Origin of the sequence: Sulfobacillus sp. hq2 (assembly GCF_002903155.1) — a bacterium.
GTDB classification, from domain to species: Bacteria; Bacillota; Sulfobacillia; order Sulfobacillales; family Sulfobacillaceae; genus Sulfobacillus; species Sulfobacillus thermotolerans.
Genome location: NZ_NWUL01000031.1, coordinates 210,949 through 233,905 on the forward strand (window position 1 = coordinate 210,949; position 22,957 = coordinate 233,905).

At 52.1% G+C, this 22,957-nt stretch carries 24 protein-coding genes and 1 riboswitch; of the genes, 16 read left to right on the plus strand and 8 right to left on the minus strand.

Annotation, left to right across the window (positions count from 1 at the left end):
- Positions 1 to 552: 552 nt before the first annotated feature.
- Complete coding sequence (locus tag CO251_RS07905; protein WP_103375245.1) at positions 553 to 1,863, minus strand: RNA-guided endonuclease TnpB family protein; 1,311 nt, start codon at positions 1,861 to 1,863, stop codon at positions 553 to 555.
- Between the two features lie 51 nt (positions 1,864 to 1,914).
- Between CO251_RS07905 and tnpA the strand changes: the two genes are divergently transcribed.
- Entirely contained in the window at positions 1,915 to 2,331 is a 417-nt protein-coding gene (gene tnpA / locus CO251_RS07910) for an IS200/IS605 family transposase (protein ID WP_103375508.1), read from the plus strand.
- Between the two features lie 89 nt (positions 2,332 to 2,420).
- On the opposite strand, the gene CO251_RS07915 is transcribed toward tnpA, so the two are convergent.
- On the minus strand, positions 2,421 to 3,407 hold the full coding sequence (locus tag CO251_RS07915; protein ID WP_103375246.1) for a GGDEF domain-containing protein: 987 nt from the start codon (positions 3,405 to 3,407) through the stop codon (positions 2,421 to 2,423).
- A gap of 156 nt (positions 3,408 to 3,563) precedes the next feature.
- Positions 3,564 to 3,659, plus strand: a riboswitch (SAM riboswitch).
- A 66-nt stretch (positions 3,660 to 3,725) separates the two neighbouring features.
- Here CO251_RS07915 and CO251_RS07920 point away from each other — a divergent pair.
- A complete protein-coding gene (locus tag CO251_RS07920) occupies positions 3,726 to 4,913 on the plus strand; it encodes a PLP-dependent aspartate aminotransferase family protein (RefSeq protein WP_103375247.1) in 1,188 nt (395 codons plus the stop codon).
- A gap of 41 nt (positions 4,914 to 4,954) precedes the next feature.
- Here the strand turns inward: CO251_RS07920 and CO251_RS07925 are convergent, their stop codons facing one another.
- From CO251_RS07925 to sufC, 6 genes are read right to left on the minus strand one after another with little or no spacing between them, the layout of a single operon-like run.
- The gene (locus tag CO251_RS07925; protein ID WP_103375248.1) at positions 4,955 to 5,269 is read right to left on the minus strand and encodes a non-heme iron oxygenase ferredoxin subunit; all 315 of its coding nucleotides are present in this window, start codon (positions 5,267 to 5,269) and stop codon (positions 4,955 to 4,957) included.
- Positions 5,270 to 6,670, minus strand: coding sequence for a Fe-S cluster assembly protein SufB (gene sufB, locus CO251_RS07930; protein ID WP_103375249.1), 1,401 nt, complete (start codon positions 6,668 to 6,670; stop codon positions 5,270 to 5,272).
- Positions 6,671 to 6,713: 43 nt separating this feature from the next.
- The gene (gene sufU, locus CO251_RS07935) at positions 6,714 to 7,133 is read right to left on the minus strand and encodes a Fe-S cluster assembly sulfur transfer protein SufU (RefSeq protein ID WP_103375250.1); all 420 of its coding nucleotides are present in this window, start codon (positions 7,131 to 7,133) and stop codon (positions 6,714 to 6,716) included.
- Positions 7,130 to 8,350, minus strand: a complete 1,221-nt coding sequence (locus CO251_RS07940; RefSeq protein ID WP_103375251.1) for a cysteine desulfurase — start codon at positions 8,348 to 8,350, stop codon at positions 7,130 to 7,132. The genes sufU and CO251_RS07940 overlap by 4 nt, the downstream gene beginning before the upstream one ends.
- Positions 8,347 to 9,621: a Fe-S cluster assembly protein SufD gene (gene sufD, locus CO251_RS07945; protein WP_158246235.1), complete on the minus strand. Its 1,275-nt coding sequence runs from the start codon at positions 9,619 to 9,621 to the stop codon at positions 8,347 to 8,349. Before sufD ends, CO251_RS07940 begins: the two co-directional genes overlap by 4 nt.
- Before the next feature lie 12 nt (positions 9,622 to 9,633).
- Complete coding sequence (gene sufC, locus CO251_RS07950) at positions 9,634 to 10,401, minus strand: Fe-S cluster assembly ATPase SufC (protein ID WP_103375253.1); 768 nt, start codon at positions 10,399 to 10,401, stop codon at positions 9,634 to 9,636.
- Between the two features lie 207 nt (positions 10,402 to 10,608).
- Between sufC and CO251_RS07955 the strand changes: the two genes are divergently transcribed.
- From CO251_RS07955 to CO251_RS08020, 14 genes are all read left to right on the plus strand, one after another.
- The gene (locus tag CO251_RS07955; protein ID WP_103375254.1) at positions 10,609 to 11,118 is read left to right on the plus strand and encodes a YqeG family HAD IIIA-type phosphatase; all 510 of its coding nucleotides are present in this window, start codon (positions 10,609 to 10,611) and stop codon (positions 11,116 to 11,118) included.
- A 68-nt stretch (positions 11,119 to 11,186) separates the two neighbouring features.
- Complete coding sequence (locus CO251_RS07960; protein WP_103375255.1) at positions 11,187 to 11,540, plus strand: hypothetical protein; 354 nt, start codon at positions 11,187 to 11,189, stop codon at positions 11,538 to 11,540.
- A gap of 32 nt (positions 11,541 to 11,572) precedes the next feature.
- Entirely contained in the window at positions 11,573 to 12,355 is a 783-nt protein-coding gene (locus tag CO251_RS07965; RefSeq protein ID WP_146039021.1) for a shikimate dehydrogenase, read from the plus strand.
- Positions 12,348 to 12,935: an A24 family peptidase gene (locus CO251_RS07970; protein ID WP_103375257.1), complete on the plus strand. Its 588-nt coding sequence runs from the start codon at positions 12,348 to 12,350 to the stop codon at positions 12,933 to 12,935. Before CO251_RS07965 ends, CO251_RS07970 begins: the two co-directional genes overlap by 8 nt.
- A 61-nt stretch (positions 12,936 to 12,996) precedes the next feature.
- Positions 12,997 to 14,160, plus strand: a complete 1,164-nt coding sequence (aroC, locus tag CO251_RS07975) for a chorismate synthase (RefSeq protein ID WP_103375258.1) — start codon at positions 12,997 to 12,999, stop codon at positions 14,158 to 14,160.
- Positions 14,144 to 14,665, plus strand: a complete 522-nt coding sequence (locus CO251_RS07980) for a shikimate kinase (RefSeq protein ID WP_158246236.1) — start codon at positions 14,144 to 14,146, stop codon at positions 14,663 to 14,665. The genes aroC and CO251_RS07980 overlap by 17 nt, the downstream gene beginning before the upstream one ends.
- Positions 14,665 to 15,750: a 3-dehydroquinate synthase gene (gene aroB / locus CO251_RS07985; protein WP_103375260.1), complete on the plus strand. Its 1,086-nt coding sequence runs from the start codon at positions 14,665 to 14,667 to the stop codon at positions 15,748 to 15,750. The genes CO251_RS07980 and aroB overlap by 1 nt, the downstream gene beginning before the upstream one ends.
- Before the next feature lie 104 nt (positions 15,751 to 15,854).
- A complete protein-coding gene (gene gcvT / locus CO251_RS07990; protein WP_103375261.1) occupies positions 15,855 to 16,943 on the plus strand; it encodes a glycine cleavage system aminomethyltransferase GcvT in 1,089 nt (362 codons plus the stop codon).
- A gap of 45 nt (positions 16,944 to 16,988) precedes the next feature.
- Positions 16,989 to 17,357, plus strand: a complete 369-nt coding sequence (gcvH, locus tag CO251_RS07995; protein WP_103375262.1) for a glycine cleavage system protein GcvH — start codon at positions 16,989 to 16,991, stop codon at positions 17,355 to 17,357.
- 5 nt (positions 17,358 to 17,362) lie between these two features.
- Positions 17,363 to 18,694: an aminomethyl-transferring glycine dehydrogenase subunit GcvPA gene (gene gcvPA / locus CO251_RS08000; RefSeq protein ID WP_103375263.1), complete on the plus strand. Its 1,332-nt coding sequence runs from the start codon at positions 17,363 to 17,365 to the stop codon at positions 18,692 to 18,694.
- A complete protein-coding gene (gcvPB, locus tag CO251_RS08005) occupies positions 18,679 to 20,160 on the plus strand; it encodes an aminomethyl-transferring glycine dehydrogenase subunit GcvPB (RefSeq protein WP_103375264.1) in 1,482 nt (493 codons plus the stop codon). The genes gcvPA and gcvPB overlap by 16 nt, the downstream gene beginning before the upstream one ends.
- Positions 20,157 to 21,410 (plus strand): serine hydroxymethyltransferase, encoded by a 1,254-nt coding sequence (glyA, locus tag CO251_RS08010; RefSeq protein ID WP_103375265.1) that lies wholly within the window; start codon positions 20,157 to 20,159, stop codon positions 21,408 to 21,410. The genes gcvPB and glyA overlap by 4 nt, the downstream gene beginning before the upstream one ends.
- Positions 21,410 to 21,838, plus strand: coding sequence for a type II 3-dehydroquinate dehydratase (gene aroQ, locus CO251_RS08015; protein ID WP_103375266.1), 429 nt, complete (start codon positions 21,410 to 21,412; stop codon positions 21,836 to 21,838). Before glyA ends, aroQ begins: the two co-directional genes overlap by 1 nt.
- Positions 21,839 to 21,862: 24 nt before the next feature.
- Complete coding sequence (locus CO251_RS08020) at positions 21,863 to 22,945, plus strand: Xaa-Pro peptidase family protein (protein ID WP_103375509.1); 1,083 nt, start codon at positions 21,863 to 21,865, stop codon at positions 22,943 to 22,945.
- Positions 22,946 to 22,957: the final 12 nt, after the last annotated feature.

Sequence of the window (22,957 nt, forward strand, 5' to 3'; positions counted from 1 at the left end):
CTCCTAACCTTCACGAATTTCCGTGACCGTGAGGACTCACGGCTTACCGCTAGCGAATACGTGTTAGAGCCGGGCAATTGTGCGTCCGGAAGGCGCCCGGTATGCTTAGGGAATATGGCTACAGAATGTCGGCTAGTGCCAAATCCAGCGAGAACCATTCAGCTGAATACCTCCATGGGTCTTCAAAAGTGTGTCGGGCCCTACTAATCATGGCACGTATAATAACGCTACGGCTCCCCGAAGCGTCGCTACGACTTACCCACATATTCCCGAGGGGGTCCTCCAGTGTGAAGACGTGTTCTCCCCTAAGAAGGGCCTAAAAAGGCCTCAGGGTGTTTGTTAGTGGCATATCCTCGAACTGCACGTCAGGTCCTTTCCGCTCGTGAGGATATGGCCGACGCCGACATTGGGCTGCTGTTGATGACGGCGTCGGCCGCCATTGCGGAATTGGACACCGACTTTATCCCGCGGTCAAAGCATGCGTGCCATGGTGTCTTTGTAACTCGTAAAGGGCACCATACTTACGATACTTGTGATGTTGAACTCCCCGCCCTAAAGGGCGGAGATTCTGGGGGAACCGTGGTCGCTGCGTCGCGGGGTGTGAACCCCTCGGAGTGGTCCTCCGGACTCGCTATCGTTTATCCCACCAGCAACATGCCGGGGTTCAGCCGGACTACGCCTTAACGCCCTTTTGAAAGGAACGGGACGGCGATACGTGATCCGTTGGGGTACCAAGAACTCCCCGGGGCGAATCTCTCCATGCATCCCCGTGTTGAGGATGTTCACCGCGCCGACGCCATCCCGGTGTGCTTGATAGTCACAAGCGCGACAATGGTAGGTGCGGCCCGCCACCTTGTTAAGGTGGCCACAACGCGGACACGTTTGCGACGTATACGCTTCGCTGATCGGCATCAGACGGATGCCATGACGCCGGAGTTTGTATGCCAAATAGTGTTCTAACCGTCCGAACTCCAGCGCCCCGACGTCTTGGTTCATGCGTCGGGATCGTCGATGCCGTTTTTGATGATTGAGCGTGCTGAGATCACCCGCATAGAGAACGGTGAGCTGTTGCGCCACACCGAACGCGACGATCTGGTTGGCGGCATGATGGAGGGCATTCCGACTCACCCGGTTGACCTGTTGGCTCAGACGGTGCCGCGCGCGGTTGAGACGGCGGCGCCGTCGCGACCCGGGTTGCGTGCGGCGCCGTTTTTTCTGGAGCTTGGTCAGCCCTTTGGCGCGGCCCTGCTTGACGGATCGCAGGCCCCGACCCGACACGGCGAGGGCCTCTTGGCCATCGGAGACCATGCCGCGGTGAATGACGCCGATATCGAGGCCGCCCACCTTTTCGGACACCGGGGGTTGCGGATCGTCGAGGATGCGGGTCACCGTCAGAAAGATCTCGCCATAGCCCAGCTCCGCCTGGACCATCGTCCCGGTCGGTAACGCATCGGGAAGCCACACCCGAATGGGTTCACGCCCGCGCCCGAGAGACAAGCGCAGATGCGATCCCTGCATTTGGAGGGCTTGTCCCTTAAAAATGGGGTTGAAGTATCGGCGGAATCGCCACGGATAGCGTGCCTTTTTATCCCCGTTTTGGCGTTTGGTACGCACCCCGTCAATCGTGGCGGAGAACTTTTCGATGAGGGCTTGGACGGTTTGCGCATGCAGCGGAAAGCGCCGTTTGACATGCGCTTTCAGTGGAGATTCGGTGGGCCATCGCCAATGGCGTTTGCGGCAGAACCGATGGATCGTGACCAAACGCGTCCACAAGTCGCCCGCTGATCGCCGAGCAGCGGAGGCTTTCGCCCCTTCCGTCGGGGGCACCGACACGCGATAGGGGAAGACGATGGTTTCTTGCATCGATCTCCTCCTGAGCTTGACGAACTCTTGGGTCTATTATACCCTTGGTCTATGGCGAACACAAGCGACTACAGAACCGGCAGACACTGTGTCTTTCACTTACACGTGCATTTGGTCTTTGTGGCGAAATATCGGCGGTTGGTCTTTACGAAAGAAATCCTGGAGGACTTGCGTACCATTTTTTCTGACGTGTGCCAGGACTTCGAGGCCACCTTGGAGGCATTCGACGGCGAGCGGGACCATGTGCATTTGCTCATCACTTATCCGCCTAAGGTCGCGATTTCTCGCCTGGTGAATAGCCTCAAAGGCGTCTCATCGCGATTGATACGTAAGAAGCACTATCCGAGCATTGAGCGGGCGCTGTGGGGCGGCAGTCTCTGGTCGCCGAGTTATTTTGCGGGATCGGCTGGTGGAGCACCCCTCTCCATCATTCGGCAATACATCGAACAACAGGAAACCCCGGATTGACCCTTGCGGGGTCAGCGCCTGATAGCTCCGCCCTGAACGGCGGAGCTATCAGGCGCATTTGATAAAAAGGTATCTGTCACCATACGGTTTTAGGCACTAGATAGGGGATAAAAGCGGGGTGGCGACAGAGTAGAAACGCATCCTTTGCCATGATTTTTCGATTGATATAGCGCTTTATCAGCTTGGCGATAGAGATCTTGAAAGCGTCTGCCGTCGTCAGGATAGCGCGCAATGCCGCCCGAGACACCGAACGGGAATGTCTTAGAGGGTAAGGCTTGAGCCATGTGTCGAAGATGGGATATCACCTGTTCGGGTTGTCCGGCAAAGGTGAACCATAGGCCAAATTCGTCTCCACCAATCCGTGCGAGACCGTCATGCGAACGGATGAGGGATCGCCACGATTGTGCCGTTTGTTGCAGAAAGTGGTCGCCAGCTGGATGCCCAAACTGGTCATTTACCGCTTTGAACCCGTCTAAGTCTAAAAGGATCAAGAGGCCTGGAATATTTGAATACAATTGGTCATGTCGTTCGATTAACTCTTCCAGCCCTCGGCGGTTTAGAAGTCCCGTCAGCGGGTCTTGATAGGCATAAGCCATTAAGTCAGCAACCTTTTGGCTTTGTTGGGCAATTTCGTGGTGGAGAAGATCATTATAACTATCCAGTGCTGTAGCTACGTCCCAGAGCCAGCGGGTCCTTACTAACCGTAAGGGGGGCAGACCATCACCCCACTTTTCCTGCATTTCATGGTAGGCAGGGAAGTATTCGTTGAAGAGACGGATAAACCAAGACGGGCTGATGTGCGCACGCATATGAGCTGTCCCCATATGCCTACTAGTTTCGGATGATATAGCGAGCCTAGGATCTTGCGCGAGGGTGTGAAAGTGCCCTTGTAACATTTGCGTAAAGCGTTCCCATGTGACAGTTTCAATGATGGTACGCATTCCATCATGAGCCTCGGCAACGGTCAGTGCACGACCAACAAATTGTGTATGAATGGCATACAGTCCGTCGCGATGGGTTTGCCATATTTCCTGGTCGCTATCACTCCACGGGAAAAGCGGATTGGTTGATTCCATGAATGCCCCATTCTTCCTAATGTGAAATCCTTCTTTCTATCATGGCATTCATTGTTGGAAATAGCAAGAACTGCCATTTATTGCCTTAGATGCGAAGATAATTGATGGAAGACGTTGATTGCCGTATCAGTTTATGATAAAGTCAGCTTGCTTAGCCTCTTATCGAGAGTGGCGGAGGGACTGGCCCGATGAAGCCCGGCAACCCCTTGGGGTGCTAATTCCTGAAAGACGTAATGTCTTTCGAGATGAGAGGGAACGGGTTGTTGTCCGTCCTCCCTCGGTGGGAGCTTTTTTTTATGGAAAAGGAGGCGGACATCTATGCCGCAATGGGAACGTGATACGTGGTTGGTTCATGCTGGGACCGATTTTTTTGGAAATTTAGAACCTACGGCTCTTCCGATTTATCCATCCACGAGTTATCGATCACGATCAGGCGAAGAGCTAGATCAATTGATGGGTGGAACTCGCGAAGGTTTTTCTTACGCCCGTCATGGGAACCCCAATGTAGCGGCTTTGGTTGAGGCTATGAAGGTGTTGGAGCATGCCGAAACCGGTATTGCCACAGCTTCTGGTATGGCGGCTATTGATGCGGCTCTTTACGCAACGGGATTAGCACCGCACGATCGTGTTCTGGTCTCCCAAGATATTTATGGGGCCTCATTAAGTCTGTTATCAAGCCTATGGGCTGAGTTTGGCGTTGAGACTGCCGTCGGTGAGTTTACCGACGCTGATGTATTCGTGTCCATGTTGGCCGAGGTTCGGCCGAAAGCGGTTCTAATCGAGACCATTTCTAACCCTCTTCTGAAAGTGCTTGATGTGCCAGAGCTGGTAAGGTTGGCGCATGGCCATGGCGCGCAGGTCATTGTGGATAATACATTTGCTACACCCGTGATGTACCGACCTGCGGAGTGCGGGGCTGACCTGGTGGTTCATAGTGCTACCAAGTATTTAGGAGGGCATGGCGATGCCATGGGGGGCGTTGTTTTAGGGCGCCAGCAACATGAGGAGCGCTTGCACCAATATCTCAAATTGCGTGGGGCGGTCTTAGGTCCTTTTGAATCATGGCTTATCCACCGAGGCCTGCGGACATTAGGAGTCCGCTTTGAAAAGCAAAGCGCAAATGCGTTGCAGGTAGCTCAAAAGCTCCAAGCGTCTGGTCTCTTTACGCACGTTTATTACCCACTATTTGCAGATCATCCCACGTACGCAACGGCTCAGCGACTGCTCCCTAACATGGGCGGTGCTGTGGTTACACTGGAATTGTCGGGCGGAAAAGACCGTGTATTTCGTTTTATGGACCGCCTAGAACTCATTGCTTCGGCAACGACGGTGGGGGACGTCTACTCTTTGTGCCTATATCCGTTAATTGCTTCACACCGCAACCAAACTCCGGAGCAACGGGCACAAATGGGCATTACAGACGGAACCATTCGTATTTCTATAGGGCTAGAAGACCCAGGAGACATTGCCGGTGACTTGATTCAGGCTGCCACGTTATCGGCTTAATGAAAAAGCACAACCAGACACGAGCTGGTTGTGCTTTTTGGCTATCCTTCGATGTCAATGAAGAGATCTGAACCTTCAACTTTTACCGGGTAGGTGCGAATGGGAGCATAAGCGGGAAAATGCTTCGCCTCCCCAGTCCGCACATCAAATTGACCGCCATGCCTCGGACAATGAATGATGTATCCGACAAGGTCTCCTTCACACAGAGAGGCTTCGGCATGGGAACACAAATCATCTGTGGCGAAATATTCGCCGTTGACCTGATATAACGCAATGTCATCGTCTTCCATCGGCACAAGAAACGGTTCACCGGCAACGATATCATTGACTGATGCCACGCGTACCCACTGTGCCACTTAGCCAATAGCTCCTTCCATCTCAAACTTAATCAAGCGATTCATTTCCACCGCGAATTCCATCGGTAATTCCCGGGTAAAAGGTTCAATGAATCCCAAAATGATTAGACGGGTGGCTTCCTCTTCGGATAACCCACGCGCAGTGAGATAGAATAACTGCTCTTCACTGACTTTTGTCACGGTCGCCTCATGCTCCATTTCAGCATGGCTGGTTTCGACCTCGGAATAGGGCAGGGTGTCATTGACTGATTCGTTGTCTAACAACAGCGTATCGCATTTCACGTTCGCCTTAGCTCCGGTCGCTGTTTTATCAAAATGAACTAACCCACGATAAGTCGTTTTGCCCCCATGTTGGCTAATCGATTTAGATACGATTGTCGAGGTGGTGTTTGGAGCCATGTGAACCATTTTAGCTCCGGTATCTTGGTGTTGGTTCCGGCCCGCAACAGCAATAGAAAGCACGCTGCCCCGGGCTCCTTCGCCCATTAGATAGACAGAAGGATATTTCATGGTGGCTTTGGAGCCAATATTGCCGTCGACCCACTCCATGGTAGCATTCTTATAGGCCACGGCCCGTTTCGTGACTAAATTGTAGACGTTGGAAGCCCAGTTTTGAACGGTCGTGTAGCGCATCCGGGCTCCTTCTTTCACTAAAATCTCAACCACAGCAGAATGCAAAGACTCTGAATTATAGCTTGGCGCTGTACAGCCTTCAACATAGTGACCGAACGCATTATCTTCTGCAATGATCAACGTTCGTTCAAATTGGCCCATGTTTTCAGAGTTAATCCGGAAGTATGCCTGTAAGGGGATATCGCAAGTGACTCCCTTCGGGATATAGACGAAAGAGCCTCCAGACCATACCGCCGAATTTAACGCGGCGAACTTATTGTCTTCCGGAGGAATTACGGTGCCAAAATACTCTCGGAAGATTTCCGGGTATTCTCTTAAGGCAGAATCCGTATCGGTAAAGATAATGCCCTTTTCTTCCAAGTCCTTATGAATACTGTGGTAGACCACTTCTGACTCGTATTGTGCGGAGACGCCGGCTAGAAACTTTCTTTCCGCTTCCGGAATGCCTAATCGCTCGAACGTGTCTTTAATGGCCTTAGGCACATCGTCCCATGTTCGGCCTTGATTCTCGGAGGGGCGCACGTAATACACGATTTGGTCAAAATCTAATTGGCTGAGGTCAGCTCCCCAGCGCTGTATAGGTTTTTTGAAAAACACATCGAGCGCATGGAGGCGGAAGTCCAGCATCCATTTAGGCTCTTGCTTGATGCGCGAGATTTCTTCGACCGTCTCTCGACGCAAGCCGCGCGCAAATTTCAAAACGCTGACATCGCCATCATTAAAGCCATACTGATACTCTTCGTTGACAATTGTTGGTTTGCTGGCCATTATAGTCCCTCCTTAAACGTCTCAGATCTTTGGGGTTAAGCGGCTAAGATGGTTCGGTTAAAGCTTTTTCTAAAGCATTATGGGCCAAGGTGGCGCACTTAACACGGCTGGGAAACTGAGACACGCCGTGCAACGCTTCAAGATCTCCCAGGGGTACGGTTGATGTCCCTCCTGTGATGAACGTTTTAAAATTTTGGGCAAGGGCAAGGGCTTCGCTTACAGGATGCCCGATTACCGCTTCGGTCATCATGGAGGCTGAGGCCATACTAATAGAGCAGCCCTGGCCGCTAAAGCGAATATCTTCGATAAGGCCGTCGTGAATCTTTAGCTCCAATTGAATTTGGTCGCCACACGTCGGATTTAGCATGCCCACGACTTGTGTCGGGTTTTCCATGTGACCGAAGTGGCGCGGAGCTTGGTTATGGTCCAGTATTGTTTCCCGATACATATCGTCCAAGTTCATCGTGTAAAGTACCTCTTTGTCTCCTCAGTGGCTTCAATGAGCGCATCGACATCGCGACTGCTGTTATAAAGGTAAAAGCTCGCCCGCGCCGTTGCCCCTACGTCTAATAGATGCATGAGGGGTTGAGCGCAATGATGGCCAGCTCGAATGGCCACACCCCGCGAATCGAAGACTTGTGCCACGTCATGAGGATGGATTCCTGTTACGTTAAAAGCCACGACACTAGTTCGGGGCGCCGGCGGACCATACACGGTAATACCATCAATAGCCGCCAAACGTCGGTATGCTTCTTCAGCCAATTGCTGGCTGTGTAGGGCAATGCGGCTCATGCCCACCTTTTGCAAATAATCGACCGCTGCGCCAAGGCCAATTGCCCCCGCGATATGGGGAGTGCCGCCTTCAAACTTTGCAGGAAGTTCTGCCCACGTTGCAGATTCGCGGTCGACGTAGGCAATCATCTCGCCGCCGAATACGACAGGATCCGCCGCATCTAGTAAACTGCTTTTGCCCCATAAAATCCCTATCCCTGTTGGCCCAAGCATTTTGTGGCCCGAGAAGGCTAAAAAGTCTGCGCCCATGGCTTGGACATCCGTGGGGAGATGCGGCACGGATTGTGCACCATCGACGACCATGATGGCACCCACTTGGTGTGCCATGTCGGCCACCTCACGAATAGGATTAAACGTCCCTAGCACGTTGGATACGGCAGATAACGTGACAATCCGTGTGCGGTCCGACAGCTGGGCTTGCACTTGGTTTAAGGCAATGGTGCCATCAGCCTCTAGTTCGATATAACGAAGACGAGCACCGGTTCGGGCCGCTAATTGTTGCCAGGGAATAAGATTGGAATGATGCTCCATGGGTGAAAGGACGATTTCGTCACCGGTTTCCAGAAATTTGTCACCCCATGCACGGGCTATGGTGTTTAAGCTCTCCGTCGTGCCGCGTGTGAAAATCACTTCTTCTGGACCCCGTGCATTGATAAATTGCGCAATTTTAGCACGTGCGGCCTCCATGGCGACCGTCGATTCTTCGGCTAGGGTATGCACACTTCGTAGCACATTGGCATTGGTGGTCTCATAATAGTATATGAGACTGTCAATGACGCTACGCGGTTTTTGTGATGTGGCCGCCGAATCTAAATACACAAGCCGGTGGCCATTAATGGGACGCCCAAGAATCGGAAAGTCTCCGAGGTCAACCAGAGCAGGGATCATTGATCCAACTTCCTTTCTACCGAATCCCAGACGGCGTTCCGTAAGAGGTCTGAGGGAATGGCGTCGACCACGGGAGCTAAAAAGCCATGAACAAACAACCGAATCGCTTCTTTTTCAGACAGTCCGCGCGCCATTAAATAAAATAAGGCAACTTTGTCGATAGGGCCGGTGCTTGCGGAATGTGCTGCAAAGACATCGTTTTCGTTAATGAGTAAGGACGGAACGGCATCGGCACGGGCATCGTCGGAGAGCATGAGCGTTTGCTCTTTTTGGCGACCGTCGGATTGCACGGCCCCGGGTTTAATATCGGTCACCCCATTAAAAGCGCTACGCGCTTTGTCCTTCATGACGCCTTTCGCAATGATGTGACTCGTGGTATGTGGGCTGCTATGGGTAATGCGTGTGTCAAAATCCTGGCGTTGTTTGTCCGCACCAAAGAAAACCATAGTATGTGTGCTATGGGCTCCGGGATTTAATAATTCCGTATGATCGGAAGCAATCGTAATGTCTCCACCAAACTCCCCAATACTCCAGTCGATACGCGCATCGCGATACACATGACCTTGTCGCCGCATAAACACGTCACTATGCGCCGACAGATTTTGTAAGGAACCGTAATGAACACTCGCGCCGTCCTGCGCTGAAATCTCTACGGCGCCTAAAAACAGGAGCCGTTCGTCGCTTGAGGCCGAGACGTAGCGTTCAATGATCGTCGCATGGCTGTTCACCCCCATAATAATGAGGCTGCGCGGGATCAATCGCCGCGCCTGTGAATCGGCGTAGTGCAAAATAAGAATCGGCGTCTTGAGCGTGACGTTGTCGGGAATATAGATAAAAGCTCCGTCATCCCAGAGGGCTCCATTCAGGGCATCAGACCTTGAAGCAGGTTGGCCTATAACGTGACCAAACACGGGTTGAATCCGATTTTGGTGTTCGACAATGGCACGAGACAGCGCCGAGACGATGATCCCTTGGCGCAAAGCTTCCGGAGGTAAGGCCTGCTCTTGTAGATGACCATTACCAAATGCTAGGTACGCGTCGGACTGTACAGTTGCTAATACCGAGGCAGGAATGGCTGTGGGGAGTAGGGGATCTTTAAGCCCACTAAGATCGGCGTGTCGGCCGCGCAGAGGCGTTTTAGAACGCTCAGGCCACGGAAGATCTTTGGCGGCTTCGAGGGCCTGCTTGCGCATCGCCACAACCCATGCAGGTTCTGACTGTCGCAACTCCTCGAGATTATCTAGCCATTCGAAATCTGTTGATGTGGTCACTGGCATCCCTCCTCACTGTACCTGGTCGAGTAAAGCGGTGCGTACCCACTCGTATCCCTTAGATTCTAACTCTTCCGCTAACTGGTAATCGCCGGATTTGACGATACGGCCGTCCATCATGATATGAACCACATCGGGTTTCACATACGATAAAATGCGCTGATAATGGGTGATGAGTAATACGCCAAAATTGGGACCAGCTAAGGAATTAACACCTTTGGAAACAACTTTGATGGCGTCAATGTCCAAACCTGAGTCAATTTCGTCAAGAATAGCAATACGCGGTTCCAGCATCATCATTTGAAGAATTTCATTCCGTTTCTTTTCGCCACCGGAAAATCCTTCATTAAGATACCGGTTGGCAAATTTGGTATCCATTTCGAGAAACTTCATTGCGGCATCCAGTTTGTCCCGGAATTCTTTTAAGGGAATTTGGTTGCCCTCCCCGCGGCGTGCATTAATGGCCGTCCGGAGAAAATTTGCCGTGGTGACGCCAGAAATTTCACTAGGATACTGCATGGCTAGGAATAACCCCGCTCGTGCGCGCGCGTCAGTCTTCATGGCCAAGACGTCTTCCCCGTCTAAAAGGATTTGTCCTTGGGGCACGGTATAGTTGGGATGTCCCATTAAGGTTTGCGCTAATGACGTCTTGCCCGTGCCGTTAGGCCCCATTACGGCGTGGACTTCTCCACCTTGGACAGTTAAGTTAACCCCTTTTAAAATGGGTTTATGATCAATTTCTACATGTAAGTCTTTTATCTCTAAAACTGGCTTGGACATGGAACCCCTCCTACGCACAACCGATTTCTGAGTAATTTACTCAGTATTCATCTTTAGTGTATTCCACTAACCGCAAAAGTCAACCGCTGAAAGTTTTAGGAGTCCGCCAGCAGGGGCAAATTTCCCGGCCTAATTCCGGGCGGGGAATGTCTAGATACTGCATAACCCATGGTATACTGAAACAAAATAGAGGAAAGGAGGATCGGCGTGATTAAGATTTTACAACCTCGGCTTTTTCTTGCCTCTATTTTTGACTTAGATCTGGCATCACTTAAGGCGCGCGGTATGCGTGGTTTAATCATGGATTTAGATAATACGCTTGTGGGATGGAATCGTCCGGATATGAGCCAAGAGTTAATAGCATGGCTTCAAGAAGTCCGTAATCACGGCTTTAAGATGTGCATTGTCTCTAATAACCTGACGGAACGTGTTGAAGAATTTTCGAGGAAATCCGGAATTATGTCGATTCCTAAGGCGGCGAAACCCCGTAGGCGGTCATTTTGGCTGGCTATGAAGCGCATGGGTACCGGCCGTCACGAAACGGCTGTGATTGGTGACCAAGTCTTTACGGATATTCTTGGCGGCAATCGATTGAAGCTGTACACCATTTTGGTGCATCCGATTGACACCCATGAATATTGGACAACCAAACTTGTGCGGCGTTTAGAGGGGCATTTTGTCAGGAGACCGCGGCGTCCGCAAAGTTTTTCGCACTAAGGACAACACTCGACAGATTCTGAGGGCCCCTACCCTTTAGCATAAGGCTATATGGGAGGGAGTCGCACATGGTGGAATCTATAGGGATTTTAACGCACAATCAGGATATGGACGAGATTCTTCGGCGTGTGTTGGCTCCGTATCGAATCGTTTGCGTAAACGACCTACGAGGGCTTCTGGCGTTGAAAGACCCCGAAGGCACAGGTCGGGTGATTGTCGATTGGCTTCAATGTTCAGCCCCAGAACGCCAAATGCTTCGGCGCTGGGAACAGAATCACCAAGTTGTACTGATCGATATTTCCGGATCTTTATTGCCGAATAAGCGTCGTATTGTCTTTATGCCACCGTTTTCGTGGAAGGGCTTTATTAGGGCATTGACTGCCACAGACCAGCGCTGGAAGCGGCAGCGTGCAACCCCATAAGGGAATTTTTGGGTGGAGATGTGACGGTCGTAATGGAATTATACGCAGTCTTTGGACAGCCTATTCATCACTCTTTGTCGCCTCAAATGCATAATCGTGCGTTTAGTGCTACCAATCGTACAGCATTTTATCTTCCCGTGGAATGCTCTCCCAAGGAGCTATTGCCTAAACTTGCGGCGTTTCACGACTTAGGTGGACGTGGCGTAAACCTCACGCGTCCTCTTAAAGAGACGATTATTCCCCATTTGCGTGCTCAATCCCCTTGGGTAGAAAAAACCGGCGCGGCCAATACGATTTTGTGGGAAAACGATGGATGGGTGGGCGACAATACTGACATTCAAGCATTCGTTGCCATGGTTCCTCCCGCACCCCATGCACAGAGCACGGCTTTGGTATTAGGTCAAGGTGGGGTTGCGCGCGCGTCTGTCGCGGGCTTAGAAGTGTTGGGCTATCACGTGTCGGTGATGGCTCGCCCTTCGCAGAAAGCCAGGTGGCATGCCTCGTGGATTGCTTGGCAGTGGGACACATTACATCTGCCACCGTATGACGTGATTGTCAATGCTACGCCGCTTGGACAAGATGGAGAAGGCGAGTGGCCAGACACCGTTAAGTTTTTGCCGCATACGACCATTGTCGATTGGGTCTATCGCCCTAACACCACCCGCCTTATTCAGCAGGCGAGACGGGTGGGCGCACATACTGTTGACGGACTATCCCTTCTAGTGAAACAAGCCTCTTTAGCATGGATGTCATGGTTTGGCACAGAGGGTCCCTTTGCCGTGATGGCGGAGGCCGTCAGAGACTATTATGATTAAGGACGTTGTGGTTGCGATCCTATGGGGAGGAATCGCTGTCGGTTCGGCCCCTTGGTGGGGCGGGACGGAAAGGGTGGGCTGGCGACACCGAATAGCCCTGGGAGCGGCGATTGCTGCCATGGATGTAGCGGCCTTGATGGGAGATAGGCACTGGCTATGGACGGATGCGGGACTCTTAGGGATCTGGATGGTGGTTGCCGATATCGACTGGCGTGAACACATCATTCCGAATCGCCTCGTTCTGCTGACGGTTTTTTGGGGACTCATCATGACGCCGTGGACGCAAGCGGCCTTTCTGTCTCATGTGGGAATGGGGTTAGGCCTCGTTGGATTTTATCTCCTAGTGCACCTGTTTACGCGCGGAGGTTTAGGAATGGGCGACGTGAAATTTTCTGGGGCGCAGGGCTTTGTTCTAGGATGGCCTCAAGGGGTATTGGCGTCGGCTATGGGCGTGTGGGCGGCTGGGCTTTATGCTTTGATATTATTGCTCGCATTTCACCGAAAGAGGCGCCACGCTATCGCGCTTGGACCTTTTTTAGCATTTGGAGGGCTTCTTGGCTTATTAGGAATTATGCATTAATTATCCAATAGATGGATCATCGAACAAAAACGTGGGTCAGAATAGTCTTTCGAAAGGACGGATGAAATTGGCACGATGGCAGTGGATGACAGCAGGAGAATCTCATGGACCGGGTCTGGTTGGCATTATTGATGGGGTTCCGTCATTAGTTCCCGTTACGTCCACCTTAATTAACGAGGATTTGGCGCGCCGCCAAAAGGGCTATGGGCGCGGCGGACGAATGGCTATTGAAAAAGACCAGGTCGAGATATTTGGCGGCGTTCGCCATGGAAAGACGCTAGGGAGCCCTGTGGCGTTATTGGTGAAAAATCGGGATTTCGCCAATTGGTCGGAATCGATGGCGCCGGACGCCGGGACTCCAGACCGGATCGTGACGCGCCCAAGGCCTGGGCACGCGGATCTGGTGGGCGGTATCAAATATCAACATCGGGATTTGCGTAACGTATTGGAGCGTGCCTCGGCGCGTGAAACGACGATGCGGGTAGCGCTTGGAGCCGTTGCGCGGTCATTCTTGAACGAATTGGGGATTGGTGTGCGTGGACATGTGATTAGCATAGGTGATATCCACGTTCCCCATCAGGATTATACCCTGGAAGAAATTCAAGAGACAGAAAATTCTCCAGTGCGCGTCGCCCATAAGGCAAGCGAAACAGCTATGCTTAGCGCCATTGACCGGGCGAAAGAGGCAGGAGACACGCTGGGTGGGACATTCGAGATTAAAGCCTTTGGATTACCCGTCGGGTTGGGCAGCTATGTTCAATGGCACCGCCGCATTGAAGGGGCCTTAGCACAAGCGTTGTTGAGCATTCCAGCCATGAAAGCGGTAGAAGTGGGATCAGGCTTTGCCCAAGCCGATGTGCCCGGGTCCGCGGTGCATGATGCGATTTGGTGGGACAAAGACCAAGGCTTTACCCGTTTAAGCAACCGAGCAGGAGGCATTGAAGGGGGCATTACAACTGGCATGCCGTTGGTTGTTCGTGTCGCCATGAAGCCGCTGTCTACGTTACTTTCGCCACTCGGGTCGTTTGATATAGACAGCAAGGAGCCCTTTTTAGCCCAGGTCGAGCGCTCTGATGTGACGGCGGTACCTGCGGCAGTGGTCGTGGGCGAAGCCATGGTCATGCATGTATTGGCCGACGCCATTTTGGATAAGTTTGGCGGCGATAGTCTACCAGAAATTAGGGAACGCATTGAGCGGTGGGACGCATATGGACGCCAATACTAAGCGTCATCTCTTGCTGACGGGCATGATGGGGAGTGGGAAATCTACGGTTGGCCCAGGGGTGGCCAAGGCCTTGAAGTGGGACTTTTATGATCTCGATGCGGAAATTGAACGCACCGCTGGAAAATCTGTAGCGGAGATCTTTTCTCAGGAGGGTGAAGGATATTTTCGGCGGCTGGAATATGAGTGCTTGGAATCTCTTCTGGGATCGCCGCGCCCTTCGGTAATTTCTTTGGGAGGCGGCACTTTGCTCGATGAACGGAGCCGGGCGAAGGTTCGGGATCATTGGGTCGTGTGGCTGGATTTAGCTCCTGAGGAGTTATGGCGCCGTGTGCAAAAGACACAGCGCCCTCTTGCCCAGAAGGACTTTGAAGCCTTTAGAGCTCTCTATGCTGCGAGACGTCCAGTATACCGCGAAACCCAAACTTTTTATCTGCGGTGCGATCATTTAGACCCCGACCAAATTGTTCATCGCATTCTACCCTTAGTTCAGGAGGGGGCCTCATAATGGCATGGCACGAGATTTCCATTGAAGCGCAAAGTCGGGCGATATCTCACGTTGTAATTGGGCACCAGACCCTAGCGGGGTGGCCTTGGACGTCGTGGATTCCCAAGGGAAGCCCCGTAATCATTGTGGCAGACGAGCGCGTGCAACCGGTGGCTCAGTCTATCCAGACACGCCTTGGCGCAGAAGACGTGAAGACTCTATTGTGGACGGTTACGATTCCAGAACAGGATAAGAACCTTCAGACAGTAAATACTTTATACCAACGAATGGGAGAAAGTCAGGTCACCCGTGATACGGTGGTAATTGCGGTGGGGGGTGGTGTGTTAACAGACTTAGTCGGTTATGTGGCGGCTACGTATTTGCGTGGACTGCGTTGGATTGCGATTCCCACAACCCTATTGGCCCAAGTGGATGCAGCCATTGGGGGAAAAGTGGCGGTCAATACCGCCTTTGGCAAAAATCTCGTAGGCGCATTTCACTTGCCCTCAATCGTTGGGATCGACACCGCAGTTCTTGAGACATTGCCCCTGCGTGAGTGGCAAGCAGGTGTTGGGGAAGTACTCAAATCCGCACTAATTGCAGGGCCTCCCTTAAGCGATGCGTTGTCAAGCGAGCTTCCCCCATTAGGTACAATGAATGACTGGTGGGCTGCTGTTATTGGTGAGACGGCTGCTCTTAAAGCGCGGATTGTCAGTGAGGATCTCTATGAGCGCAATACCCGTATGTTTTTGAACTTTGGGCACACCGTCGCGCATGCCCTCGAAAATTATTTTGGGTACGGTACGTTGACGCATGGAGAGGCCGTTGGCTTGGGTACCTTGGTCGCCCTCGATCTCTCCGAAAAAGTGCTGAACATGCCGCGGTGGGTCGAAGAACAGGCAAGAACTTGGATGGCACGATGGACGTTGCCGAGTCGGGCCCCTGCTTTTGATTCGCAGAAATTGATGGGCATTATGGCCCAAGATAAGAAGGCACGGGCATTTGGATTGCAGTGGGTATTACTGGCTGATATCGGGAAGCCACAAGTTGTCACATCGGTACCAACGGATGTTGTATTGGACAGTCTGCAGGTGATTCAGCCGTAGATCTCTGAGAAGTTTTATGATTGCGATGCATTGCGTCTCACGGTATCATCATACTGTTAAGCTACCACATCACCGCGCGAGCGCAGATAAAAGAGGGGACGTTGTTGAAACAGACGCCATTGACCGGTTGGCATCGTCAACATGGGGCGAAGATGATGGAGTTCGGGGGCTATGATATGCCCGTCGAATATACTGGCATTATCCAAGAGCACGAAGCCGTGAGGACCCAGGTCGGGATGTTTGATGTGTCTCACATGGCAGAGTTTTTAGTAGAAGGGGCTGGGGCTGCGGAGTTTTTAGACAAATTGGTGACCAATCTGCCGTCCCATCTAACAGTTGGCCAGGCATTGTATACTCCGATGTGTTATCCGCATGGCGGGACCGTGGATGACTTATTAATTTACCGCAAAAGCCCCGATCATTTTATGATGGTTGTCAATGCAGGGAATTACACCAAGGACTGGGAATGGGTCACCCAACATGCGACCTCCTTTGCCAATGTTCGAGTGGTGGACATTTCCCAGCAAACGGCGTTGATTGCTGTTCAAGGTCCGCAAGCATTAGAGCGGCTGGCGCCGTTGACAACGATCCCTTTAGGCGACATTTCTTACTACCATGCAGTCTTTGACCAGAAGGTTGCTAGCCTTCCCGCACATATTTCACGAACAGGATATACGGGTGAGGATGGTTTAGAACTTTACGTGGATGCAGAGCACGCTTTAGCTTTGTGGGAACGTCTTGCAGAACTAGGCATTCCCCCCATCGGCTTAGGTGCGCGGGACACTTTGCGTCTAGAAGCGCGGCTACCTTTATATGGGCACGAATTGACGGAAGATATTTCCCCATTAGAGGCCGGTGTGGGAATGTTCGTGAAATGGGAAGGGCATAGTGATTTTATTGGTAAAGATGCCTTGGCCGCCCAAAAGGCTAAAGGACTTCAGCGTAAAGTGGTGGGGCTGGAGCTGAATGGAGGTATTGCGCGTTCAGGGTATCCGGTTTTTACAGCGGAACATGAGCTTGCAGGATATGTCACCTCGGGAAGTTATTCGCCCACTTTAAAAAAGCCTATTGCGTTGGCATTGCTCGATTCCTCTTATGCAACGATTGGGCAAGAGTTTCTGGTGGAAGTGCGCCATCGCAAGGTGCAGGCCAAAAGTGTTAAAACCCCTTTTTATCGGAGACCGCCGCGCTGATATGAGAAAGCATCAAGTGGCTATTACACACGAGGAGGCAGAGGCATGAATATTCCGGAAATGCTTAAGTACACACGGGACCATGAATGGTTAGACGACAAAGGGACGGTTGGGATTACCGATTACGCGCAAGAGTCTTTAGGGGATGTGGTGTTTGTGGAGCTTCCGGCAATCGGACAGACACTGAAGGCGGGCGAGTCGTTTGGGGTGGTAGAGTCCGTGAAATCCGTATCAGACTTATATAGTCCAGCCGATGGCACGGTGGTCGCTGTCAATGAGGCACTGAGCACGACGCCAGATCTGATTAATCAAGATCCCTATGGCCAGGGATGGATTATCCGCATCGAGATTACCGGTCAGACCGAAGAATTATTGGACAGCCAAGCATACCAACAACAGGTTGAAGGAGAATAACTTCATTGCGCTATATTCCCCACACGGATGCTGACAAAGAAGTCATGCTTAAAGCGCTCGGAATTGACAGTGTTGACCCGCTGTTTGAGGATATTCCCGAGGCAGCGCGCTTAGATAGACCGCTGCAATTGCCTGACGCTCTCTCCGAAATGGAATTGCAGCAACATTTGTTCCAATTAGCGTCACAAAATTTGAGCGTTGATCAAGCTGTTTCCTATTTAGGGGGAGGCTTTTACGACCGGTTCATTCCCGCCGCCATTGCCCAGCTTGTTGAACGCGGGGAATTTCTGACGGCTTATACTCCTTATCAACCGGAACTATCGCAGGGTACACTCGCCTCGATTTTTGAATTCCAGACGATGATCGCGAGTCTCACCGGTATGTATGCCGCACAAGCCTCCATGTATGACGGGGCTTCGTCCGTAGGCGAGGCAGCCTTTTTAGCCATGGCGCATACACGGCGATCGACCCTGATTGTATCAAAGACGCTAATGCCTGACAGCCAACAGGTGGTGCGTACGTATGTAGCGGCGCGCCAGGGCGCAGTGCTCGAAGCAGAGACGCTCGAAGACCTTGAGCAGTTATTGGCGTCACATGATGTCGCGGGTGTGATTTGGCAATATCCCGATGTGTTTGGACACATTTCCAATCTTCCAGCCGTCATCGATTTAGCTCACCAGTATGGGGCTTTGGCAATCGTGTCTTCCGATCCCGTCGCACTGGCGCTTTTGCGTCCTCCGGGGGAATTTGGGGCGGATGTGGTCGTTGGTGAAGGTCAACCGTTAGGAAACCGATTAAATTATGGGGGCCCGGCTTTTGGTTATTTTGCGGTGACGGAACCATTGGTGCGTAAAATACCTGGGCGCTTAGTGGGAAAGACGGTCGATCATCAGGGCCGACGTGGTTTTGTCTTGACCCTTCAAGCACGCGAGCAGCATATACGCCGCGAAAAGGCGACATCGAATATCTGCTCCAATCATTCACTTAATGCTCTGCAGGCGACGATTTATATGGCACTGTTAGGACCCGAAGGGTTGCGCGACGTGGCGTCGTTAAGTGTTAACAAGGCGCACTACTTGGCAAATAAATTGGAACAGCTGGGATTACCGCTGGTGAATCCCCATGAACCTTTCTTATATGAATTTGCCGTAAAGGTGCCAAAATCTATTAGCGATCTTAATCAACACCTCTTATCCCGTGGCATTATCGGCGGTTTTGATATGGGCCAATGGTCGGCTCAATGGCAAGGCTATTGGCAGCTCGCGGTGACCGAAAAGCGTAGCAAAGGCGAGATGGATCAGTTTGTAGAAGAGGTGAAACAATGGATGTCCCGGTGATCTTTGAAAAATCCGTACCGCATCGCCGCGGGATTCGTCTCCCCGAGTCTGACGTGCCGCCTGTAAAGATCGATGAAGTAGTGGGGGAGAATTTTGTCCGCACATCACCCTTGCATTTGCCAGAGGTGTCTGAGCTGGATGTAGTGCGGCACTATACCCACTTGTCGACGTTAAATTATGGTGTGGATACCGGCTTTTATCCCTTGGGGTCTTGTACGATGAAATATAATCCGAAAGTCAACGAGGCCGTTGCGGCTTTGCCGGGATTTGCGGATATTCATCCGTTGCAACCCGAATCGACCGTCCAGGGCATGTTGTACCTGATGAAGGCGTTGGAAGAGGCCCTTGCCGAAATATCAGGGATGGATGCGGTCACCCTGCAACCTGCTGCAGGAGCTCATGGGGAACTTACAGGAATTCTGATTATTCGTGCTTATCTCGAAGCGCAAGGACAGCATCGCACTACGGTGATTGTTCCCGATTCGGCTCACGGGACCAATCCGGCGACAGCGGCCATGGCAGGGTTTCATGTCAAAATTGTCCCCTCTAATGCGCGCGGCGGGGTGGACGTGCAAAAGCTTCGCCAGATGGTTAATGAAGAGACTGCCGGGTTAATGTTGACCAATCCGAATACCTTGGGCTTGTTTGAAGAAGATATCTTGGAAATTGCGGACATTGTCCATGCCGCAGGGGGCCTGCTTTATTATGACGGGGCTAACGCCAATGCGATTATGGGAAAAGTGCGCCCAGGCGACATGGGCTTTGACGTTGTGCATTTAAATCTTCACAAGACGTTTTCTACGCCGCATGGTGGGGGAGGCCCAGGCGCAGGACCGGTGGGTGTCAAGGCCCGGCTAGAGCCGTTCTTGCCGGTGCCGCGGATTGTGGGCCAGGAGGGTCATTATCGTTGGAATTACGATCGCCCTCAGTCAATCGGCAAAGTACGATCTTTTTATGGGAATCCCGGAGTCTTGGTGCGGGCCTACGCGTATCTGAGGAGCCACGGAAGCAGTGGCTTAAAAGCTGTCTCGGAGACGGCCGTATTAAACGCCAATTACTTGTTGCATCTGCTCAAAGACGCCTATCAAACGCCTTACAACCGGACTGTCAAACATGAATTTGTGTTGACTTTGAAGAATCAGAAGAAACGTGGAGCGCGCGCACTCGATGTGGCCAAGAGGTTGATTGATTATGGCGTTTATCCGCCAACCGTGTATTTCCCGCTTGTGATCGAAGAAGCCATGATGGTAGAACCGACGGAAACCGAAAGCAAAGAAACACTGGATTCTTTCGCCCAGTCTATGCTGCAAATCAATCAGGAGATTGACTCAGCACCGGAACTCCTTCACGAGGCACCGCATCATACAGTGGTGGGGCGGCTGGACGAAACTCTTGCCGCGCGTCACCCCATCTTAACCTATTTTCAGGAAAATCCATCACAAAATGAGCAGGAGGCGAATCAATGAGAGAGGACTTGAAAGCATTAGCCCAGGTGGATCCCGCGGTCTACCAGGCCATCGTAGACGAAGAGCAACGTCAGGCTCACCATTTAGAACTGATTGCATCGGAGAACTGGACTTCTAAGGCTGTGCGCGAAGCCGTTGGGTCTGTGATGACGGACAAATATGCTGAAGGCTACCCCGGGCATCGGTATTATGGGGGCTGTGAATACGTGGATGTCGTGGAACGCTTGGCTCAGGAACGGGTCAAGCAGTTGTTCTCTGCCGAGTATGCCAATGTACAGCCTCATGCTGGGGCACCAGCGAACTTGGCTGTATATTTTACCGCTTTGAAACCGGGAGACCGGTTATTAGGAATGAACTTGTCTCACGGAGGCCATTTAACCCACGGGAGTGCTGTCAATGTGTCGGGGCAGCTCTACCAGGTGCAAAGCTATGGTGTGGACCCGGAATCCGAGCGTCTGAATATGGATGAGGTGCGGCGGTTGGCCAAAGAATTTCAGCCCCATATTATTGTGGCGGGGGCTTCGGCGTATCCGCGCATTCTTGATTTCGCAGCGTTCCGCGACATTGCTCAAGAGGTCGGAGCCTTGCTCATGGTGGACATGGCTCATATCGCTGGTCTGGTCGCCGCGGGCCTTCATCCCAATCCTGTAGGCTTTGCTGATTTCGTCACGTCGACGACTCACAAAACCTTACGTGGTCCCCGTGGGGGCTTTATTCTCACGACGCCTGAATGGGGCAAAAAGATTGACAAGACAATTTTTCCCGGGATGCAAGGAGGGCCTTTAATGAACCTCATTGCGGGAAAGGCCGTCGCGTTTGGCGAAGCGCTCACGCCCGCATTTCGTCAGTATCAAACGCGAGTGGTGGAAAATGCGCGCCATTTAGCGGAACAATTGATGGCGCGGGGTTTACGCTTGGTGTCTGGGGGCACGGACAACCATTTGATGTTAGTGGATACGAAACACAGTGGTATTACCGGGCTCGAAGCCCAAAATCGCTTAGCGCTAGCCGGGATTACCGTCAATAAAAATACCATCCCCTTTGAAAAGGAAAAGCCTACGGTCACGTCGGGCATTCGGATTGGTACACCTCAAGTGACAACACGGGGATTTGGACGCGAACAAATTGAGGAATTAGCAGCCATCATTGCAGAGGCTATCACGGCACCGCATGATTTTGACTTTACGGCTTTACGTGGCCGGGTCGAGACACTGGCGAATGATTTTCCGCTGCCGGGATTGGAAGACTAATGAAAATCGCGATCATCAACGGTCCTAATCTGGGGACCTTAGGCAAACGTCAGCCCCAAATTTATGGGCACCGCACGTGGGAAGAGGTGTTTGCCGATCTCCAACAGCAGTTTCCCCAGTGTGAACTGGCGGCCTTTCAATCGAATCATGAAGGAGCCGTCATTGATTTTATCGAGACATTGACCTCGAACGGAACGCAAGGGATTGTCATCAACCCGGGGGCTTGGACGCATCAGAGCTACGCGTTACGCGATGCTTTAGCAGCGGTGGACATGCCGATTATCGAAGTGCATATCAGCAATATCTATGCGCGTGAAGACTTTCGTGCTCACTCCCTGACGGCCCCGGCTGTGACCGGTCAAATTTCGGGCCTCGGGGTTGAAGGATATGAGCTGGCCGTAGCCTTTCTGTGTCGTTCGGTACGCTAAGGGGGGGGAACGTTCTTGGCGAGCATGTCAGTCTATGCACGGCGCATTGCCAAACTATGGGAGCGACCAAACGCCTTGGTCGATGCTTATCTCATTGTTTCTCCTGAAAATCGCTTTTATCTCAGCGGGTTTACAGGTTCTGCGGGATGGCTATTAATTGGCAAGCACAGCCGGGTGTTGCTCACGGATTTTCGTTATGCCGAACAAGCGGCGGCTCAAGCGCCTGATTACGAAGTGGTAGTAGTTCCGCGCCTTACGCAAGGCTTAGCCGGGCGTGTGGGGGATAGCGGGTGGAAAACAATCGGCATTGAAACGCACCGCGTGACCGTGCAGATGTTGGATCAGTGGCGCAATGCCTTACCCGGGATTGAATGGGTAGCGGCCGCAGGGCATGTGGAATCTCTTCGTCTTGTCAAAGATGCAAACGAGGTTGCTCGTATTCATAAGGCGTCTGACATTGCAGACCAAGCCCTCAAAAGTATTACGCCCCTTATCCGTCCCGGAATCTCCGAGCGAGCAATAGCCGTGGCGTTGGAGCATGCCATGCGGGAACTAGGAGCGGACGCCTTATCCTTTCCAACCATTGTTGCCTCCGGGCCTCGCGGTTCATTGCCCCATGCTGAGCCCTCTACGCGTTTGCTAGAAGCCCAAGATTTAGTGACCATCGATTTTGGCGCGGTATTTGACCACTACCATTCCGACGAAACGGTGACGTGGCCCGTATCGGATTCGCAGGCAAACGGGCGGCAACGGGAAATTTATGATATTGTGAAACAGGCGCAAACAGCGGGGCTGCAGGTTCTGAAACCGGGGATACGGGTTTCGGCGGTTGATCAGGCGACCCGGAACGTGATTGCTCAAGCGGGACTGGGCGACTATTTTGGCCATGGCACTGGTCATGGGGTTGGCTTGGAAGTGCATGAGGACCCATTTATTGGGCCTCATCCGCTGGTTGATTTTGAGTTAACGGTCGGCATGGTCATCACGGTAGAGCCCGGTGTTTACATTCCGGATGTCTTAGGCGTAAGGTTGGAAGATACCGTAGTCATTACGGCAACCGGATATGAACGACTGACTCACTGGGATAAACAGTGGGGAGCGCTATAACAAATTATACGA

Coding starts and splice junctions, on each gene's coding strand:
- CO251_RS07905 (WP_103375245.1), bottom strand. CDS start 1,863: ATGCAAGAAACCATCGTCTTCCCCTATCGCGTGTCGGTGCCCCCGACG.
- tnpA (WP_103375508.1), top strand. CDS start 1,915: ATGGCGAACACAAGCGACTACAGAACCGGCAGACACTGTGTCTTTCAC.
- CO251_RS07915 (WP_103375246.1), bottom strand. CDS start 3,407: ATGGAATCAACCAATCCGCTTTTCCCGTGGAGTGATAGCGACCAGGAA.
- CO251_RS07920 (WP_103375247.1), top strand. CDS start 3,726: ATGCCGCAATGGGAACGTGATACGTGGTTGGTTCATGCTGGGACCGAT.
- sufB (WP_103375249.1), bottom strand. CDS start 6,670: ATGGCCAGCAAACCAACAATTGTCAACGAAGAGTATCAGTATGGCTTT.
- sufU (WP_103375250.1), bottom strand. CDS start 7,133: ATGAACTTGGACGATATGTATCGGGAAACAATACTGGACCATAACCAA.
- CO251_RS07940 (WP_103375251.1), bottom strand. CDS start 8,350: ATGATCCCTGCTCTGGTTGACCTCGGAGACTTTCCGATTCTTGGGCGT.
- sufC (WP_103375253.1), bottom strand. CDS start 10,401: ATGTCCAAGCCAGTTTTAGAGATAAAAGACTTACATGTAGAAATTGAT.
- CO251_RS07960 (WP_103375255.1), top strand. CDS start 11,187: ATGGTGGAATCTATAGGGATTTTAACGCACAATCAGGATATGGACGAG.
- CO251_RS07965 (WP_146039021.1), top strand. CDS start 11,573: ATGGAATTATACGCAGTCTTTGGACAGCCTATTCATCACTCTTTGTCG.
- CO251_RS07970 (WP_103375257.1), top strand. CDS start 12,348: ATGATTAAGGACGTTGTGGTTGCGATCCTATGGGGAGGAATCGCTGTC.
- aroC (WP_103375258.1), top strand. CDS start 12,997: ATGAAATTGGCACGATGGCAGTGGATGACAGCAGGAGAATCTCATGGA.
- CO251_RS07980 (WP_158246236.1), top strand. CDS start 14,144: ATGGACGCCAATACTAAGCGTCATCTCTTGCTGACGGGCATGATGGGG.
- aroB (WP_103375260.1), top strand. CDS start 14,665: ATGGCATGGCACGAGATTTCCATTGAAGCGCAAAGTCGGGCGATATCT.
- gcvH (WP_103375262.1), top strand. CDS start 16,989: ATGAATATTCCGGAAATGCTTAAGTACACACGGGACCATGAATGGTTA.
- gcvPB (WP_103375264.1), top strand. CDS start 18,679: ATGGATGTCCCGGTGATCTTTGAAAAATCCGTACCGCATCGCCGCGGG.
- glyA (WP_103375265.1), top strand. CDS start 20,157: ATGAGAGAGGACTTGAAAGCATTAGCCCAGGTGGATCCCGCGGTCTAC.
- aroQ (WP_103375266.1), top strand. CDS start 21,410: ATGAAAATCGCGATCATCAACGGTCCTAATCTGGGGACCTTAGGCAAA.
- CO251_RS08020 (WP_103375509.1), top strand. CDS start 21,863: ATGTCAGTCTATGCACGGCGCATTGCCAAACTATGGGAGCGACCAAAC.